Below are 18,522 nucleotides of genomic sequence, written 5' to 3' on the forward strand. Positions count from 1 at the left end.
TCGCAACGCTCCAAACGTTGCTTTCAGACCGGCCAGATGCGATTTCATGTCCCAAATACCGAGGTGAATAATCCAGGTCCAAAGCTGTAACGTCACGTTCTTTCACAGCGGTCAGTATGCTTTGATAGGTCTCATATGCGGCACGAAAAGCGGGATCTAAATCAAGGCATTTGCTAATCAGATTGACCACAGTGTCGAAGTAACCAACACTAGCGTGATAGACAGTGTTTACTGCATCAAGTTCTTCAAAGCGTTTGAGAAATACTTTCCATTCCCGCTTCATGAAACGATATTCAGTACTTGTTTTAGGTACTGTCTTCATGACTTGAACCCGGACCATATTCAATGCCGTTGAAACCATTTGAACGATGTGAAAGCGATCAACGACGACTTTCGCATTAGGAAACAGCCTCGGGACTAGATGCACATAGCCGGCATTCAAATCCAGTGAGACCGTTTTTACCTGTCTTCTAACGGTCAGCGGGAAGCGTTCGAAATACTTAGTGAGCTGGTAAGAAGTGCGCGAAGGCAGAATTGCCCCGATTTCCTGGCAGTCGCTGTTGGCCCAGATAAAGCTCATCCGGTCAGTCGCTTTGAATTCATCAAACGCCAAGTGTTCAGGTAACCAGGTGATCTGTTGGAAATTATGTAGGTTGGCCTCTTCGTCAATCACACGCTGGACGGTCTTGTCAGAGATGTGGTGGCGTTGACCAATGTCTGTAAGTGAGTGATTTGAGATGGCATCAAACAGGACCATCTGGCGAACGGGTTCACTGATCACGCAACCCGGACGGACGTAGTCGGTCCGGCTTTGGAAAGTCGTCTGACACGCTTGGCAGAGAAAACGTTGGCAACTCAGTTTTAGATAAGTCGGCCGATAGCCAAAACTAGGGGCTACAATCCTTACTTGGTTGAAGCCGAAACGGACGATTTGATCCGTAAATCCGCAGTTGGGACAGTGGTCGGGCTTGACCGTTAACTTTGCGCGATAAACTAAGGCTGCTTGATTATGAATTGTTTCAATTTCACCATCTTCTAAAAAGATGATGTTTGGGTCTGTAATTTCGAGGGCTAATCGAATAGACTTACTAGTAAGGGGCATCACACACACTCCATTTCTCTTTTCTTTGGTCGGACGAGTGACAAAGGGACTGTGTGATGTCCCGTTTGTGTACTCGAATATAAAAATGGTATAGAAAAAGGAGTTGGCAGGCAAGTTGCCTATCAACTCCAAATATCGTAGCGCCAGTTAATCAAAATGAGATCTACCATGTTGGTAGGTCTCATTTTTTTTGACGATTTTGAAGTAGCGCCGTGGCTAATCATTTTGGACGTTAAATGCCTTGATTTCTTGAAGTTGTTTGTAGACATTCTCTATTTCATTAACAGGTAGTTCCGAGTAACGTGAGGCGAAGCTAATCTTGCGATCATTACTGTCAGTATGAGGAACGCCATCCTCATCCACTGGAGTATACGGCTGGAAGTAGCTAAATATCGCGTGTAGTTGCTCTTCTAGGTGTTCAAGCTGATAAGGAGAATACCCTTCCATTTCCCAAGCGAGTTTGTGTATCTGCTCAAGCCTCGGACGATATTCTTCCAATCGGTCGAGGGTTTCGTTAATTCGGTCTAGCATTGCAGTTGTGCTATGGACTTTCTGTTCATCAGGCGAGCCAAATAAGTCAACGGGGGCAACGTTGAAGAACCGAGCAATTCGATCAAGTGAATCAAAACTGGGATTGCGCTTGTTTTGCTCGATTTTTGAAATCGTATCTCTGGAAAGTTCGGCAATCTTAGCAAGCTCCTCTTGCGTGACGCCGTATTGCTCACGCAGTCGTTTCATGTTGCGGCCGACATTTTCAATCATTTTGCTCACCTCCGCAATCATCATATTATGCGGCTGATTTCCATGCAAGGTTTCAGTCCTACCCACGTTAATATTGTCGGGCTGATTCGCTAATTTACAGTCGGCTAAACCCTTGCTACCATTGGGCTACAGATAGACGCGGCTTGTTATTTTGGAAATGGACAAAGCGCAACCTCGCCGCCACGCGTGGCGTGCAGCGCGAAAGCCGCAAGCGTGAGCGGCGGCGGTCGGCGCAGCCGGCCGCCTAGACCCCCATGTACTAACAGGGGGGTCGTAAATGACACCTATCTACCTGATTTCCCGGTAGAAACGTTGATACAGCAGAGAAGTTACTGGCTGGACATTTAAAGCTGATGTCCGGTGGCAACCAGATTAGGAGGGTAATAATTTGGGATACTGGAGTGAGTCAGTACGAACGCGCCGAAAAGAATTGAACCTGACGCAGGTGAAGCTTTGTCGCCGTCTAGGTATTACACAACGCCACCTTAGTCGCATCGAAAATGGTGAAGCGTGTAGTAGCGGTTTGCAGATGCACATTGATAAGATGCTCAATAATTGGACAGATGAGCCGGAGCTGCAATTGCTGGTTGACTATGTACGAATTCGGTTTCCAACACAAGACATCGACAAAATAGTCGGTGACCTCTTACGTTTGCAAACGGATTGTATTCTGTCCGAAAATCGCGCGGCGTTTGGTTATCTATTCACCCGCTCACTTGGCCAGATCAAAGTCTACGGCTCTGATCTAGGTCACAAGGAACTAGGAACGTTGCTGGAATTGCGCGGGCAAGGTTGTCGCCAAATGGAAAGTATTCTGCTAGGGCGTGGTGAAACTTGGTATGACTTTCTTAACCAGTGTCTGGACATGAAAGGCGTGATGAAACGACTGGATTTAGCCGTCAACGACATGGTCGATATGCTGGATATTCCAAACCTAATTCAAAAGATTCAGGCCAACGAGTGCATCACCGTAATGCGTGAGTATCAAGGCACAGTGTCCGGTCATATCTATCATGATGACGATGCAGAGTTCGACGATGAGACTGGCACGACATTATACATTGGGTCAACCAAAAGCGAGCTGTACTTTTGCCTTTACGAGAAAGGCGCCGAGCAGCACAAGAAAGGTTTAACCACGAACATCTATAACCGTTTTGAAATTCGCTTGAAGAACACTCGGGCGGAAAAGGCTGTTGTTGATCGCCTTTGCTACCGTGATGAAGAACGCACAATATTTGGCATTATCAAACGCTACCTGCGCTTTGTTGATACGCAAAAGGGCCAGCCGCGATTGGATTGGCCACTCAATAAAAATTGGCAACACTTTGTCGGTCACGATCGCCAACCGCTGCGGTTGACCACTGCCCAAGAACCGCTCGATCTCAACCGGACGCGGGCGTGGATTGATAAGCAAGTGGCACCGATGGAGCGCGTGCTCCACGAGATTGACGCGTACTGGGGTAACCAAAAAACGATGCAATCGATTCGCGGGGCAATCCTGACAGACAAACATCGACAAATCATTGAGCAGTATACAGTTGGTGCCGATCAGCTTGAAAATGGTTTATTTGAAGAAATGACACCTGAAAGTGAGCAATCAAAAAAGGATGACCACGCCGACCAAAGCAAGTAGTCACCCTTTACAGATAAGATATGGGTCCTATCTGTTTTGATTATCTCACACAAATGTTAGACACAACAAGTGAGGGAATAAATGAGAATCAAATACAGTCCAGTGTCGGATAGTGACGCTGAATGGGGCAACAAGGACGCCATTTTGAGCCGATACGATGGTTTGAACAAATATACGCTCAATCGCTGGCTCTGTGAGATGCGCGACAACAAGCTATGGCGTGATGGCGTCTTGAATCCAACGCACAAGCTGGTCTTCATCAATTTCGAGATATTCGACGACTTTTTGTACTGGAAGACGCATGGCTATTCAAAATTGCGGAGAAAATGATGGGTCAGGATGTTAAAATAGAATCTGCTAATAGGGATTCAGTTTTGCCCTTTTCCTTACCCGGGAAGGATAAAACATGTATTTTGAAGAAAGAAAACGCAAGAACGGTAAGTCAACTTATTACGCGGTGGATCGCTATGTTGATCCATTGACAGGCAAAGCCAAACGGGAAGTCGTCAAGTTCTATACGAACACGGCGCGCGCCCGCAAGCAGGCCGAACGCGACTTAGCTGCAAAGATTGAGGAGTTGATTGCAGAGAAACAAGGCGCTTTCAACGGCGCCGCGATGGTAACATTCGGTGACCTAAAAGCAAAATGGTTGGAAACCTGGCAGACTACGGTCAAGCCGCCAACCGTTACGCGTGAAAAAATGGTGCTGAAACGCATTGAGGAGCTGATGGCAGATGACGTGCTTCTTGAAGTCATCACGCCGCTGTTGATCCAGAATCTGTTGAATGACTACAAGCAAAAGTATCATTCCACGCATTCAACGATGCAGCATATCAAGTGCTCACTCAACAAAATCTTCGACTATGGCGTTCTGCACAACGCAATTCCGTTCTCGCCAACGCGTGTGATCAAACTCTCTGCCAGTTCAAAGGAGAAGCGCGAAAAGCGACTGCGCCGCGAAGCGAAGTTTCTTGACGAACACGAGGTCCACGTCTTATTGGCAGAGTTACGAAAGCGGCGGCATCAGTCGTACTACGATTTGGCGCTATTCATGATTGGGACGGGCTGTCGGATCGGTGAGGCGGCCGCGTTGACGGAAGCTGACATTGATTTCGAGAACCGGCTAGTGACAATCGACAAGTCCTTGCAATATCACGACCTGCGCGTTGATGAGTATTACGAAGACACCACCAAGACCGAGGCCGGTGAACGGGTGGAAGAACTGCCAGGGTTTGCCATCGATGCGTTAAAGCGCGTTATTGCCCGTGATAAGGCATTCGATGAACACATGGCCGATTTTCCGGCAGAGGCCTTTCATGCTTCCAAGTCGCTGTTTAGGACGGAGTACGGTTCACCAATCACCTCGCACAGCTTTCGTGAGATCCTAACGCGAATTAACAAGTCACTGACGAAGCACTGCCAAGAATGGTATGGTTTTGAATGGACGAAGAACGCGATTCCTCATGGCTTTCGCCACATTCACATCTCGGTGCTTCGCGATGACCCGACGATTTCACTCAAAGAGGTGCAAAAGCGGGTCGGGCATGTTCGGGCTGAAACCACAGATGGCTACACCCACACCCTTGATGAAAATCAAGACAAGTCGGTAGAAGCCATCACGCGATTTATTGAAAAAATCGGGTGAAGTTGAACAGTAGTGTTTGGCAATTTAACGATGCTGCCCACGTTTTGCCCACGTTTACGAAGAAATGACAACCCAAGGGCCTTGAACCCTTGGTACCAAAGGAGTTACAAACTATGGCACAAATTCAATGGTTCCCCGGCCACATGGCCAAGGCCCGCAATCAGGTCCAGGAAAAATTAAAACTGGTCGATCTCGTGCTTGAGATCGTCGACTCGCGGGTCCCAGAGGCTAGCCGAAACCCGATGATGAACCAAATTGTCGGGCAAAAACCGCGCATTATGGTTCTAAACAAGAAGGACCTGGCAGACCCGCAGAAAACGGCCGAGTGGTTGGCTTACTATCGAAAGCAGGGCTATGAGGCCATTGCCATCGATGCCCAGCACGCCAGGCGGCTGCAACAGATCCCGCAACTCGCTCGGCAGATGATGAAGGCCAAGCTGGAGAAGCAGAAGTCCCGCGGCATTCGCAATCCTGGGCTGCGCGCGATGTGCATCGGCATCCCCAACGTCGGCAAGTCGACGGTGCTGAACCGCCTGGTAAAGAAGAACATCGCGGTCACAGGCAATCGGCCTGGCGTCACCAAGAACCAACAGTGGCTTACCGCTGATGACACATTCCAGGTCCTCGACACGCCGGGGATTCTCTGGCCGAAGTTTGAAGACGAGTCCGTGGGCAACAAGCTCGCGCTGACGGGTGCGATCGCCGACACAGTTTATCAGGCTGACACGGTCGGCCTGTTTGGGCTGACCTTTTTCCAGCAGGGGTACCCGCAGGCGCTGCGCAAGGCGTACGGGCTGAATGACGATGATATGGCGCAAAAGCCTGCCGACCTGATGATAGCGCTGAGTCAGAAATGGGGTTACGGCGAGGAGTACAACCGGGCCGCCGAGCGTGTAATTTTTGATGCGCGCCAAGGCAAGTTCGGGCCTTTCACGCTGGAAGTGCCAGGTGATCTCGATGGCCACGCTGAGTGAGTTAAAAAAGCAGCTGATCGCGCACCCAACCGACGAGTTGCTGGAGACGCTGGCGGCCGACCCGCGTGTCGGCGCCCAGAACCTGCTGGACTGGTATCAGCGGCGTCAATCTGAGGCCGAGGCTGAGGCGCTGGATTTGCAGTACCGCTCGCGCTACGAGCATGAGCTGTGGCCGAAATTTCCGCACATCGCTGGGATCGACGAGGTCGGGCGCGGGCCGCTGGCCGGGCCGGTGGTGACCTGTGCCGTCATTTTGCGTCACGACTGTCAGCTGCCGGTGAACGATTCCAAGCAGCTAACGCGCCACGAGCGCGAGCACCTGTACCCGTTGATCGTCAGCCAGGCGCTGGCCGTCAGCATTGGCGTCGCCGATAACCACATGATCGACCGTGAGAACATTTACCACGCCACGGAATTGGCGATGGGCGACGCGGTAGCGCACTTGCGCGTGGCGCCGGACTTTCTGCTGGTCGACGCGATGCACGTGCCCAGCGCCGTGCCCCAGCGCAAGCTGATCCACGGGGATGCCAACAGCATTTCCATCGGCGCGGCCAGCATTGTGGCCAAGGTCGTGCGGGACCGCCTGATGGTGATGTACGACGGCATCTACCCCGGCTACGATTTTAAGGACAACATGGGTTACGGCACCAAAAAGCATCTGGATGGGCTCGACCGTTACGGTGTGACAGAGATCCACCGGACGAGTTTCAGTCCGGTGCGCGAAGCTGCTTCTCGCTAGTCTGCGGATTACGCAGGCTTTTTTCGTAATCTACTCCTGAAAGGCGGGAGTGCGAATGAAGCTGCGAGAATTGATGCTGGTGTGGCACTGGGCTATGTACACGAAAAGCTGGAAAACGGAGCAAGGCCTCTGGGAGGAAATCACGCGCCGCGGGCTGAATGCCGAAACGCCAGTGTCTGCGCTGCGCGATTGGGTACCGTTAAAAGCGCTGCGGCCGTTCGCCCAAGACGCGGCCTGGCTGACCACGGTGCGGCAGTATTACCGCACCGGCCTGTTTGTCACGCGCTTTGACCCGACGTATCCAGAGCGTTTGGCGGAAAGCAACCAGCCGCCGCTGGTGCTGTTTTACCGCGGCCGGATTGACCAGCTCGACAACATGACGCTGGCAGTGGTTGGGGCGCGTCGGGCGACCACCTACACGGAAACGGCACTGCGCCGGCTGGGTGAGACGCTGCCGCCGTTGGTGGTCCTCAGTGGGCTGGCCGCCGGCGCTGACGGCATGGCGCACCGCTTTGCCCTCAGCAAGGGTTGGCCAACGGTGGCGGTGATTGCCACGGGCCTGGATGTCGCGTACCCGCCGGCGCACCGACAGTTGCAGCAGGTCATCGCCGAGAACGGCCTGGTGCTTAGCGAGTATCCGCCAAGTACCCAGCCGCAGAAGTTCCAGTTTGTCGCGCGCAACCGCATCATCGCCGGGCTCGCGCATGGCGTGCTGGTGACTGAGGCCGCGGCACACAGCGGCAGCTTGATCACCGCCAACTATGCCTTGCAGAACAATCGCGAGGTGTTCGCACTGCCGAACCGCATCGACGCGCCAATCGGAGAAGGGTCCAACATGCTGATCCAGGCCGGAGCCAAACTGGTCACGACCGGTCAGGATATTGCGGATGAGTTGCACTTTTTTCCGTGAACGAGCAATATATATAGAAGAAACTCGCAGTGGGCTAGTGGGCGACCAGTAGCCCTTTTGCGTGGTTGCAGCGGCCCGGGCTCTGCCAGTTCCATTTGACAAAGCCGCTCCGGCTCGAATATGATAGCCAAGGATTTTGGGCAACTGCTCAACGAAAGGGGGGCGCACATGACCGCCAAGAATTTGGTCATTGTGGAATCGCCAGCGAAAGCAAAAACCATCGAGAAGTACCTCGGCCGCAATTACAAGGTCGTGGCCAGTCTGGGTCACATTCGCGACCTGCCGAAAAGCCAGATGGGGATCGATTTTGACAATAATTATGCACCCAAGTACATTTCTATCCGCGGTAAAGGCGACGTCATCAAGGACCTGAAGAAGGCCGCAAGCAAGGCGGAGCACATCTACCTCGCGGCCGATCCGGACCGTGAAGGGGAAGCCATTGCGTGGCACGTCAGCCACATCTTGAACCTCAACCCGAAGGACAAGAACCGGGTCGTTTTCAACGAAATCACCAAGGACACCGTTAAAAACGCGTTCAAGAGCCCGCGGTCGATCGACATGAACCTCGTCGACGCCCAGCAGGCCCGCCGCATTCTCGACCGCATCGTGGGCTATTCCATCAGCCCGCTGCTGTGGTCGAAGGTCAAAAAAGGCCTGAGTGCCGGCCGTGTGCAGTCCGTCGCCTTGAAGCTGATCATCGATCGCGAAAACGAGATCCGCAACTTCAAGCCGGAAGAGTACTGGAGCCTGGACGCCGAGTTCAAGAAGGGCAAAAGCGCCAAGTTTGCCGCCAGCTTTTATGGGCTGAACGGCAAGAAGACGCCGCTGCCGAACAACGACAAGGTGCAGGACGTCCTGCGCGGCATCGACAAGAAGAAGCCGTTTGCCATCACCAATGTGGTGAAGAAAGAGCGCAAGCGGTTCCCGGCCCCGCCATTTACCACCAGTTCCATGCAGCAGGAAGCCAACCGCAAGCTCGGCTTCCCGACCCGCAAAACGATGATGCTGGCCCAGCAGCTGTACGAAGGCATCAACCTCGGCGGCAAGCAAGGGACAGTCGGTTTGATCACGTACATGCGTACCGATTCGACCCGGGTCTCCAGCGTCGCCAAGACGGAGACGTCGAAGTTCATTCACGAAAAATACGGCGAGCCGTACGCCGCCGTCAAGATCCGCCAGGGCAAGATGCAGGAAGGCGCCCAGGACGCCCATGAAGCGATACGCCCGTCGTCCACGTACCGCACGCCGGAAAGCCTCAGCAAGGTCCTGGACAAGGACCAGATGAAGCTGTACCGGCTGATCTGGAGTCGCTTTGTCGCCAGCGAAATGACCCCATCCGTGGTCGACACGGTGCAGGTCACCTTGCAGCAAAACGCGGCCACCTTCCGCGCCAATGGTAGCCAGACCAAGTTTGCCGGGTTCACGAAGCTGTATGTCTCCAGCCGCGACGAGGCCGCCAAGGACAACCTTTTGCCGGATCTCAAGGTGGGCGACGACGCCATGCTGGTCAAGACCGACCCGGCGCAGCACTTCACCCAGCCGCCGGCCCGCTATTCCGAAGCCAACCTGGTCAAGGCGCTGGAAGAAAACGGTGTCGGCCGGCCGTCGACGTACGCGCCGACCATCGCGACGATCGAGAAGCGCTACTACGTCAAAATGACAGCGAAGCGGTTTGAGCCCACCGAGCTGGGCGAGATCGTCAACAATCTGATCGTCGAATTTTTCCCGGACATTGTGGACATCAAGTTCACGGCGACCGTCGAAGCCGAGCTTGACTCGATTGAAACCGGCAAGACGCAGTGGGTCAAGGTCATCGACGACTTCTACCAGCCGTTCAAGCAGGAAGTTGCGACTGCCGAAAAAGGTATCGAGAAGATCCAGATCAAGGATGAGCCCGCCGGCTTCAACTGCGATATCTGCGGCGCGCCGATGGTCATCAAGCTCGGCCGCTACGGCAAGTTCTACGCCTGCTCGCGGTTCCCGAACTGCCGCAACACCAAGGCCATCACCAAGGAAATCGGCGTGATTTGCCCGAAGTGTGGCAAGGGTCAGGTCGTGGAGCGCAAGTCCAAGCGCAATCGGACGTTCTACGGCTGCTCGCGCTACCCGGACTGCGACTTTGTGTCCTGGGATAAGCCGGTTGGGCGCAACTGCCCGAAGTGTGGCCACTTCCTGGTCGAAAAACGCAGCCGGGGCAAGGTTCAAGTGGTCTGCCCGAACAATGATTACAAAGAAGAAACTGTGAAGGCCTAAGCGCGCGGCGCTAGGCTTTGGCACATTAACGCCGCGGGGGCTGCCCTGCGGCGCTTTTTAGAAAAGGAAAAGAGGATGCTTATGCCCACTGTGAATGTGATTGGCGCCGGCCTGGCCGGTAGTGAAGCCGCGTGGCAGATTGCCCAACGCGGCGTCGACGTGAACCTGTACGAAATGCGCCCGGTCGAAATGACCCCGGCGCACCACACCAGTGCGTTTGCCGAGCTGGTCTGCACCAACTCGCTGCGCGCCAACGCGATCACCAACGCGGTGGGCCTGCTCAAAGAGGAAATGCGGCGGCTGAACTCGGTGATCATGCAAAACGCTGATGCGAACGCGGTGCCGGCCGGCGGCGCGCTTGCGGTGGACCGCGAACCGTTTTCCGCTGGGGTGACTGCAGCCCTGAAAGCCAACCCGCACATTCACGTGGTCAACGAGGTCGTCGACGATTTCCCCGAGGGCATCACGGTGGTGGCGACCGGCCCGCTCACTGCTGAAGGGCTGGCCAAGCGGATCGTCGCGCTGAACGGCGAGGACGGGCTGCACTTTTTCGATGCCGCAGCGCCGATCGTCGACGCCAGCTCCATTGACACGAACATTGCCTTCAAGCAGTCGCGCTATGACACCGGCGAAGCCGCGTATTACAACTGCCCAATGAACCGTGACGAGTACTACGCGTTCCAGGATGCCTTGCTGCACGCGCAGGTCGCAGAAGGGCACGAGTTTGAAAACCTCACCGTCTTTGAGGGCTGCATGCCGGTTGAAGTAATGGCCGAGCGCGGCCGGCGGACCTTGCTGTTCGGCCCACTCAAGCCGGTCGGCCTGCTCGATCCGCGCACGGGCAAGGCGCCGTATGCCGTGGTGCAGCTGCGCCAGGACAACGCGGCCGCCAGCCTGTACAACATGGTCGGCTTCCAGACGCACCTGAAGTGGGGCGAGCAAAAGCGCGTCTTTCGCATGATTCCCGGGCTGGAGCACGCCGAGTTTGTGCGCTATGGCGTCATGCACCGCAACACGTACATGAACTCGCCGGTCGTGCTCAAGGACACTTACGAAAGCACCAAGCGGCCTGGTTTGTTTTTCGCCGGCCAGATGACCGGCGTGGAAGGCTACGTGGAGTCGGCGTCCAGCGGCCTGATTGCCGGCATCAACGCCGCGCACCTGGCGCTGGGCGAGCCCACCGAGACCTTTTCGACAGATACGGAAATGGGCGCAATGGCGCATTACATCACGCATACCAGCCCGCGCCACTTCCAGCCGATGAACGCGAACTTCGGGATCATGGAAAGCCTCGACAAGCCGATCAAGAACAAAATCGAGCGTAATCAGGCTTACGCGGACCGGGCGCTGGCTGCGCTTGAGCAGCGTCAGCTTCAGCAAGCCTAACCGTTTACAGGATCGCCGGCAGCGGCGGTCCTGTTTGCGTTAAACTAGAAGACAGGAGGTGAGCGCATGGACGAAGTTGCCGAGTTTATGGAATATCTCAAGGTGGAGCGCCATTACACCGAGGACACGCAGCGCGCCTACCTTGAGGACCTGGATGACTTCACCCAGTGCCTGAAAGCCAGCGGGCATTTTTCGACGTTTGAAAAAGTCGATCGCCTGGACGTGGAGACCTATCTCTCCGACCTGGCCGACCGCAAGCTGGCGCGCAGTTCGGTGGCGCGAAAAATGAGCAGCATGCGCAGCTTTTACCGCTACCTGATCCGCGTCGGCAAGGCCACGGTCAACCCGTTCGAACTGGTCGAAACCAAGAAGTCGCACAACCACTTGCCGAGTTTTTTCTACGAGCAGGAGATTCAAGAACTCTTCACCACGACCGCCGGCGACAAGCCCCTAGACCAGCGCAACGACGCGCTGCTGGAGGTGCTGTATGGCACCGGCATTCGGGTGTCCGAGTGCGCGAACCTGACGCTGCCGCAGATCGATTTTGACTTGGAAGTCATGCTGATCCATGGCAAGGGCAACAAGGACCGCTACGTGCCGTTTGGCAATTACGCCAAGCGGGCGCTGCAGCGTTACCTCAAAGACGGCCGCGTTCAGTTGATGAAAAAAGCCGACCCCACCAATGTGGTGTTCGTCAACCAGCGCGGCAAGCCCATCACGTCGCGCGGCATCGAGTACATTCTCGATCAGCTGATCAAGCAAACCAGCCTGACCGCGGACATTCATCCCCACATGCTGCGGCACAGTTTTGCCACCCACATGCTGAACCACGGCGCGGACCTGCGCACGGTGCAGGAGCTGCTGGGCCACGCGAGCCTGTCGACCACGCAGATCTACACCCACATGACCACCGACCACCTCAAGCAGGACTACATGAAGTTTTACCCGCGGCACAATTAAGCACTCTCGACTAGACAGTGCTAAAATCGGTCGAAGGGCTGATGTTTCAGGTGAGGCAGACCGGTAAACTAAGTACCATTATGACAGGACGTCATTTGACTGAGATAGGAGACTAAACAATGACAACAATTGCAGCCGTTAGAAAAAATGGGCACACCGCGATCGCCGGGGATGGCCAGGTCACCCTGGGCGAGAAAGTGATCATGAAGGGCAACGCCCAGAAGATTCGCCGCATCTACAATGACCAGGTCGTCATCGGCTTTGCGGGCGGCGTGGCCGACGCCATCACGCTGGAAGACTGGCTCGAAAAGAAGCTGGAAAGCCATGCCGGCAACCTGCGGCGCTCCGCCGTGGCACTGGCTCAGGATTGGCGCAAGGACCCGACGCTGCAAAAGCTGCAGGCCGAGCTGATTGCGCTGGATAAGGACGATCTGCTGCTCATTTCCGGCCAAGGCGAGGTCATCGAACCGGACGCGGACGTGATCGCCATCGGCTCCGGCGGCAATTACGCCCAGGCGGCCGCGATGGCGATGATTCGGCACACCGACATGAGTGCGGAGGACATCGCCAAGGAGGCCATTGAAATTGCCTCAAACATCGACATTTTCACCAACCAGAACATTAAGGTCGAAAGCTTTTAAGGAGGCCGCTTATGTCAGTTAAAACACCTAAAGAGATCGTCGCGGCGCTGGACAAGTACGTCATCGGCCAAGACGAGGCCAAGCGCGCCGTCGCTGTCGCCTTGTACAACCGCTACCGGCGCATGCAGCTGCCGGAGAAAATGCAGCAGGACATCACGCCGAAGAACCTGCTGATGATCGGGCCCACTGGGGTCGGCAAAACGGAGATCGCGCGCCGGCTGGCGAAGGTCGTCAACGCGCCTTTCGTGAAGGTTGAGGCCACCAAGTTCACCGAAGTCGGCTATGTCGGCCGCGATGTGGAGTCCATGGTTCGCGACCTGGCGGACACCGCCGTCAAGATGGAAGAGGACAAGGCCTACGGGGATGTGCGCGGCCGCGCCACTCGCGAGGCGAACAAGCGCCTGGTGCGCCTGCTGGTGCCGGCCATCAAGAAGGAAAAGAAGAACCAAAACCCGATGGCCGAGCTGATGACCATGATGCAAAGCATGCAAAACGGCGAGGGCATGCCGCAGCAGCCCAAGGAAGAAGACGGCGAGCTCAACGACGAGATCCGCAACCAGCGCCTGAGTGTCGCCGACCAGCTGGAAAAAGGCCTGCTTGAGGACAAGGAGCTCACGGTTTCGGTCGAGGACGAGAAAAAGCCGGCAGGCGGCAATGACGCCATGGGCGCGATGGGCATCGACCTGTCCGACATGATGGGCCAGATGATGCCCAAGCGCAAAGTTCAGCGCACCATGAGCGTGCGCGAGGCGCGCGAGGTCTTCATCCGCGAGGAATCCGCCAAGCTGGTTAACCACGCCGACATTTACCACAACGCGATCAAGTCGGCCCAGGACAACGGGATCATTTTCATCGACGAAATCGACAAGATCGCCGCGGGCAACAAGAACACCTCCGGGGAAGTTTCCCGCGAAGGCGTGCAGCGCGACATTTTGCCGATCGTTGAAGGCTCCGTGGTCAACACCAAGTACGGCCCGCTGAACACAGAGCACGTGCTGTTCATCGGCTCAGGCGCGTTTGCGACCGCCAAGCCATCGGATCTCATCGCCGAGCTGCAAGGGCGCTTCCCGATTCGCGTCGAGCTCAAGGACCTCACGAAGGAAGACTTTGTCCGCATCCTGACCGAGCCCGACAACGCGCTGGTCAAGCAGTACATGGCGCTGATCAAAACCGACGGCGTCAAGGTCACCTTCACCAAGGAGGCCATCGAGCGCATCGCCGAGATCGCCATTGACGTTAACCGCGACACCGACAACATCGGCGCGCGGCGCCTGGCGACGATCCTCGAAAAGCTGCTCGAGGATATCCTGTACGAAGGCCCGGACATGCAAATGGGCGACATCACGATTACCGAAAAGTACGTCAACGATAAGGTCGGCGACATTGCGGCCGATAAGAACATGACGCGGTACATTCTGTAACCGGCGACCAAAAAATGACGGGCCAGGCGGCGCGTCATTTTTTGGTGCGGCACTTCCGGCTTGAAAGTGAAGCGTTCTCATGGTTAAATAAGACACGTTGACTTTTATGGCTGATAATATTTATCAAAGGACTGAGTTAAATGGTAACGCTGACCAATGATTTTCTAACCGTCACGATCGACCCGCACGGCGCCGAAGTGACCAGCATCATCAACAACCACACCGACCGGGAATACATCTGGCAGGCCGACCCCAGCGTCTGGAAGCGCCACGCCCCGGTGCTGTTTCCTATTGTCGGCGCGCTGAAGAACGATGAGTACCAATACAACGGTCAGACGTACCACATGACCCAGCACGGCTTTGCCCGCGACCGCGACTTCGAAGTCGAGCAGCAGTCCAAGACCGCGGCGGTCTTCACGCTGACCGACGACGCGGAAACGCACAAAATGTACCCGTTCAAGTTTGTCCTCAAGCTGACTTTTCTGCTGGAAAATAACGGCCTGACTGTGACGTACCACGTGGAAAACCCGGACGAGACCGCGCCGCTGTACGTCAGCATTGGCGGGCACCCCGGCTTCCAGATCCCGCTGACCGACGACACCAAGTTCGAGGACTACTACCTGGGCTTTCAGCCGCTGAAGTCGCGGGTCCGCATTCCGCTGGTCGCGGGTGAGGGCATCGACTACGCCCACCGCACGCTGGCCTCGACCGACGCGAACCTGCAGCTGAGTCACGACTTTTTCAAAAATGATGCGGTGATCTATGAGCTGAACGGCCGCTCGGCGTTTTCGCTGCGGTCGGACAAGACGCGCCACGGCGTGATCCTGACGGTCGCCGATGCGCCGTACCTGGGCGTCTGGAGCCCGTACCCGAAGACTGGCAACTTTGTCTGCCTGGAGCCATGGTGGGGGATTGCCGACACGATTGACGCGACTGGCGACTTCACCCAAAAGCTCGGCATCAACAAGCTGGATCCGATCACGACCTTTGATCACAGCTACCTGATCGAGATTTTCTAAAAAATTGTGGTCTCGACGCATGATTTGATTTATCATAAACGAAGATCAATTTAGAGAGACGCCAAACACACAATAATAGAGTTCCCCGCCAGACAAGTGGTGGTCGCGCAGTCGCGACCATCGCTTGTTTTTTTTCGGCCAGCTGACTGGTTCTGGCATTGAGCAGCAATCAGGGTGGGGAACCGATACGGAGGAAAGCGCATGGATGTTGCAGCATTAGAGACAAAGTACCCGGTGGTTAAGGATTTAGCCGCGGAAAAGAAAACTCTGTGGATCAATCCGGATTACGGCAAGGCCGCCGACTTGGGCCTGACCCGCGCCGATTTATTTGACGCCTCGGCGCGCTTGGACCGGTTTGCCCCTTACATGGCAGTGGCGTTTCCGGAAACGGCCAAAACCGGTGGCATCCTTGAATCTCCATTGCGCCGGCTGAAGGCGATGCAAGCTGACATGACCAAGCGTGAAGGCTACACTTTGCCCGGCGACTTGTACCTCAAGGCTGACAACGAGCTGCCCATTAGCGGCTCCATCAAGTCTCGCGGCGGCATTTACGAAGTGCTCAAGATTGCCGAAGAAGTGGCCATCGACCACAAGATGCTGGTTTACGGCGACAATTATGCCAAGCTGAACGCGCCTGAATTCAAGGACTTGTTCAGCCACTACGGGATCGCCGTTGGTTCAACTGGAAACTTGGGCCTGTCCATCGGCATCGTGGCCGCAAAGCTTGGCTTCAACACCACTGTGCACATGTCCAGCGACGCCAAGCAATGGAAGAAGGACACGCTGCGGTCGGTTGGCGTCAACGTGGTCGAATACGATGGCAGTTTCACGACCGCCATCACCACCGGCCGCGCGCTTGCGGCCAAGGATCCTTCTGTTTTCTTCATCGATGATGAAGGCAGCAAGGACCTGTTCTTGGGTTACGGGGTGGCGGCCATTCGCCTGCAAAAGCAGCTGCGGGACCAACACATCCAGGTGGATGACAACCACCCGCTGTTTGTTTACCTGCCAGCCGGGGTCGGCGGCTCTCCAAGCGGCACGACCTTTGGCCTCAAGCAAATCTTGGGCAAGAACGTTCACGCAATTTTTGCCGAGCCGACTCACGTGCCGTCGGTGGTGCTGGGCATGGCGACCGGTCTGAATGAAGGCATCTCCGTCTACGACATCGGGCTTGACGGGCTGACTGAAGCTGACGGGCTCGCCGTTGGCCGACCATCGCGGCTGGCCGGTCGCGTGATGAAGACGCTGCTCATGGGCATCGCGACGTTTGATGATGAGCAGGTGATGGCCTACACCGCAGAGATGATGGATACCGAGGACATCAAGCTGGAGCCTTCTGCCACCGCCGGCTTTGCCGCGCTGGCGGCCAGCCAGCAGTTTCTCGGTCAGCACTTCAACATGCCGAACGCGACCCACATTGTTTGGGCCACTGGCGGCAGGCTCGTGCCGGAAGCCGAACACGCGCGCAACTACAAGATTGGTGAAGCGCTGCTGAAGCAAACCAAGTAATTTGGTGCGGGAGCGGTGTTGAAGCCGCAAAGAGGGACGACGTATGCAGCCCTAATGACTGGCGAACGTTGGGCGCTTACGTCCCCACGGATCTTTTTCAAGTGCAGCCAAAAATTAACGCCAAGGCGATCAGGCCTTGGCGTTTTGCGTTCTATTTGGCTTTGGTCTCTGCCCTGCGCTTGCGCAGATACTGGCCGAGGCCGAACGGCACCATGTTTTCGGTGCCGTTTTTGATGCGGGCAAAGTTGGCGCGGTGGCGGATCATGATCAGCACCCAGATCAGCGCGGCCACCGCCGTCAGGATCCAGTCATGCATGAACAGCGTCGCAATGGTGATCAGGAACATCCCCAGCGTTGAGGCCACTGACACCATGCTGGAAAGCAGGACCAAGCTGATGAACACCGCGCAGCAGAACAGGAAAAACGGCGGGTTGTAGGCCAGCGCGATGCCGGCCGACGTGGCGACCGCCTTGCCGCCCTTGAAACCGATGAAAATCGAGCAGGTGTGGCCGAACACAGCGGCCAGACCGACCAGCAGCACGAGCCAGTGCGGGTGCAGACCGAACAACATCGGCAGGCTGGCACCCAGCGTGCCTTTGAGAATGTCCATCACCAGGACGATGGTGCCGCCGACTGGCCCGAGGACGCGGTAAGCGTTCGTTGTCCCGATGTTGTGGGAGCCGGCGGTGCGGATGTCCTGGTGGAAAAAGGCGCGGCCGACCCACACCCCGCTGGGGATGGAGCCAATCAGGTAGGCCAGGATGAAGCATAAGGCGAGAATCATGACTGAGGTCCTTTCTTGGCAAATGATTTGGCAGTCAGGCGCATGGTGAAGGTCGTGTGCGGCTGGCCGTCGAGCATGAGGTCATTTTCGATGGCACCGGTTGGCCTGAAGCCTACTTTGCGGTAAACGTGCTGGGCCCGCGGGTTGAAGTCGAACACGTCGAGGGTGAGCGCGGCCAAGTGCAAGTAGGTAAAGGCGTGAGCCGCCATCAGCTTCAGCGCGATGCTGCCGATGCCGCGTTCGGTCGCATCGTCGGCGATCAGTACGCGCAGGTTGCAGGTGTTGTGCGCGGCGTCATACTCGTTCAAGACGACTTCGCCGACCAGTTGCCCGCTGGCCTCAATCGCCAGGTCCAGCCGGTCTGGTTGCTGATTACGGGTCTGGTACCAGTTGATGATCTTGGCCGTCTCCTTTTGATCCGCGGGGAAGCGGTCTGCTGCACGCAGGGTTTTGGTCAGCGCACCGGTGTACAGGTTAACCTGCGGCAGCGTTAAGATGTCAAGCATTCGCGGAATGTCTGCGGCGCGAAACGGCCGCAGTGTCACCGGCTCCTGAGTGAGGGTCGGCTTGGTCAGAAAATCTGGCATGGAAACCACCTTTGATGAAGCAATATCAGTGTTTTCAGTTTACCATTTTTTGACGTGAAGGCGAATCTTGCGTAAAATAGGTTATCCGAACAAGCATTCGCTGCTTGCAGATCAGCAGCGAGTTTTCGCGAAATCAATCATTGGCCGAAAGGCAGGACCCGGCCGCGGCGTTGCGCCAGGCAGGCTAGCCGGCTTGC

The 18,522-nt window shown here is 55.9% G+C and carries 17 protein-coding genes; 13 read left to right on the forward strand and 4 right to left on the reverse strand.

From position 1 onward, the window contains the following. Positions 1-1,102: ISL3 family transposase (locus tag EKM86_RS00005; protein WP_125754451.1), on the reverse strand; the 1,102-nt coding region annotated here is incomplete at its 3' end. Positions 1,103-1,318: 216 nt separating this feature from the next. Then, on the reverse strand, positions 1,319-1,864 hold the full coding sequence (locus EKM86_RS00010) for a helix-turn-helix domain-containing protein (protein ID WP_125754452.1): 546 nt from the start codon (positions 1,862-1,864) through the stop codon (positions 1,319-1,321). 388 nt (positions 1,865-2,252) lie between these two features. Here EKM86_RS00010 and EKM86_RS00015 point away from each other — a divergent pair, with 388 nt between their 5' ends. From EKM86_RS00015 to EKM86_RS00075, 13 genes are all read left to right on the forward strand, one after another. Then, entirely contained in the window at positions 2,253-3,497 is a 1,245-nt protein-coding gene (locus EKM86_RS00015) for a replication initiation factor domain-containing protein (RefSeq protein WP_125754453.1), read from the forward strand. Positions 3,498-3,578: 81 nt separating this feature from the next. Continuing rightward, positions 3,579-3,827 carry a DNA-binding protein gene (locus tag EKM86_RS00020; protein WP_125754454.1) on the forward strand — a complete coding sequence of 83 codons (249 nt, stop codon included), beginning with the start codon at positions 3,579-3,581 and terminating at the stop codon, positions 3,825-3,827. A 76-nt stretch (positions 3,828-3,903) separates the two neighbouring features. After that, on the forward strand, positions 3,904-5,142 hold the full coding sequence (locus EKM86_RS00025) for a tyrosine-type recombinase/integrase (protein WP_125754455.1): 1,239 nt from the start codon (positions 3,904-3,906) through the stop codon (positions 5,140-5,142). A gap of 113 nt (positions 5,143-5,255) precedes the next feature. Then, entirely contained in the window at positions 5,256-6,116 is an 861-nt protein-coding gene (gene ylqF / locus EKM86_RS00030) for a ribosome biogenesis GTPase YlqF (RefSeq protein WP_125754456.1), read from the forward strand. Then, entirely contained in the window at positions 6,100-6,855 is a 756-nt protein-coding gene (locus EKM86_RS00035) for a ribonuclease HII (protein WP_125754457.1), read from the forward strand. The genes ylqF and EKM86_RS00035 overlap by 17 nt, the downstream gene beginning before the upstream one ends. A 55-nt stretch (positions 6,856-6,910) precedes the next feature. Further along, the gene (gene dprA / locus EKM86_RS00040; protein WP_125754458.1) at positions 6,911-7,765 is read left to right on the forward strand and encodes a DNA-processing protein DprA; all 855 of its coding nucleotides are present in this window, start codon (positions 6,911-6,913) and stop codon (positions 7,763-7,765) included. 168 nt (positions 7,766-7,933) lie between these two features. Continuing rightward, the gene (topA, locus tag EKM86_RS00045) at positions 7,934-10,018 is read left to right on the forward strand and encodes a type I DNA topoisomerase (RefSeq protein ID WP_125754459.1); all 2,085 of its coding nucleotides are present in this window, start codon (positions 7,934-7,936) and stop codon (positions 10,016-10,018) included. Positions 10,019-10,099: 81 nt separating this feature from the next. Beyond that, on the forward strand, positions 10,100-11,404 hold the full coding sequence (gene trmFO / locus EKM86_RS00050; protein ID WP_125754460.1) for a methylenetetrahydrofolate--tRNA-(uracil(54)-C(5))-methyltransferase (FADH(2)-oxidizing) TrmFO: 1,305 nt from the start codon (positions 10,100-10,102) through the stop codon (positions 11,402-11,404). Between the two features lie 66 nt (positions 11,405-11,470). Next, the gene (gene xerC / locus EKM86_RS00055) at positions 11,471-12,364 is read left to right on the forward strand and encodes a tyrosine recombinase XerC (RefSeq protein ID WP_125754461.1); all 894 of its coding nucleotides are present in this window, start codon (positions 11,471-11,473) and stop codon (positions 12,362-12,364) included. A 119-nt stretch (positions 12,365-12,483) separates the two neighbouring features. Further along, on the forward strand, positions 12,484-13,005 hold the full coding sequence (hslV, locus tag EKM86_RS00060) for an ATP-dependent protease subunit HslV (RefSeq protein ID WP_125754462.1): 522 nt from the start codon (positions 12,484-12,486) through the stop codon (positions 13,003-13,005). A gap of 11 nt (positions 13,006-13,016) precedes the next feature. After that, positions 13,017-14,426, forward strand: coding sequence for an ATP-dependent protease ATPase subunit HslU (gene hslU, locus EKM86_RS00065; RefSeq protein ID WP_125754463.1), 1,410 nt, complete (start codon positions 13,017-13,019; stop codon positions 14,424-14,426). Positions 14,427-14,566: 140 nt separating this feature from the next. Continuing rightward, entirely contained in the window at positions 14,567-15,445 is an 879-nt protein-coding gene (locus EKM86_RS00070; RefSeq protein WP_125754464.1) for an aldose 1-epimerase family protein, read from the forward strand. Between the two features lie 201 nt (positions 15,446-15,646). Then, positions 15,647-16,954 carry a D-serine ammonia-lyase gene (locus EKM86_RS00075; protein WP_125754465.1) on the forward strand — a complete coding sequence of 436 codons (1,308 nt, stop codon included), beginning with the start codon at positions 15,647-15,649 and terminating at the stop codon, positions 16,952-16,954. 151 nt (positions 16,955-17,105) lie between these two features. Here the strand turns inward: EKM86_RS00075 and plsY are convergent, their stop codons facing one another. Continuing rightward, complete coding sequence (gene plsY / locus EKM86_RS00080) at positions 17,106-17,738, reverse strand: glycerol-3-phosphate 1-O-acyltransferase PlsY (RefSeq protein ID WP_125754466.1); 633 nt, start codon at positions 17,736-17,738, stop codon at positions 17,106-17,108. Next, a complete protein-coding gene (locus EKM86_RS00085) occupies positions 17,735-18,325 on the reverse strand; it encodes a GNAT family N-acetyltransferase (RefSeq protein WP_125754467.1) in 591 nt (196 codons plus the stop codon). Before EKM86_RS00085 ends, plsY begins: the two co-directional genes overlap by 4 nt. Positions 18,326-18,522 lie beyond the last annotated feature (197 nt).

Source organism: Lacticaseibacillus hegangensis, assembly GCF_003946465.1.
GTDB classification, from domain to species: Bacteria; Bacillota; Bacilli; order Lactobacillales; family Lactobacillaceae; genus Lacticaseibacillus; species Lacticaseibacillus hegangensis.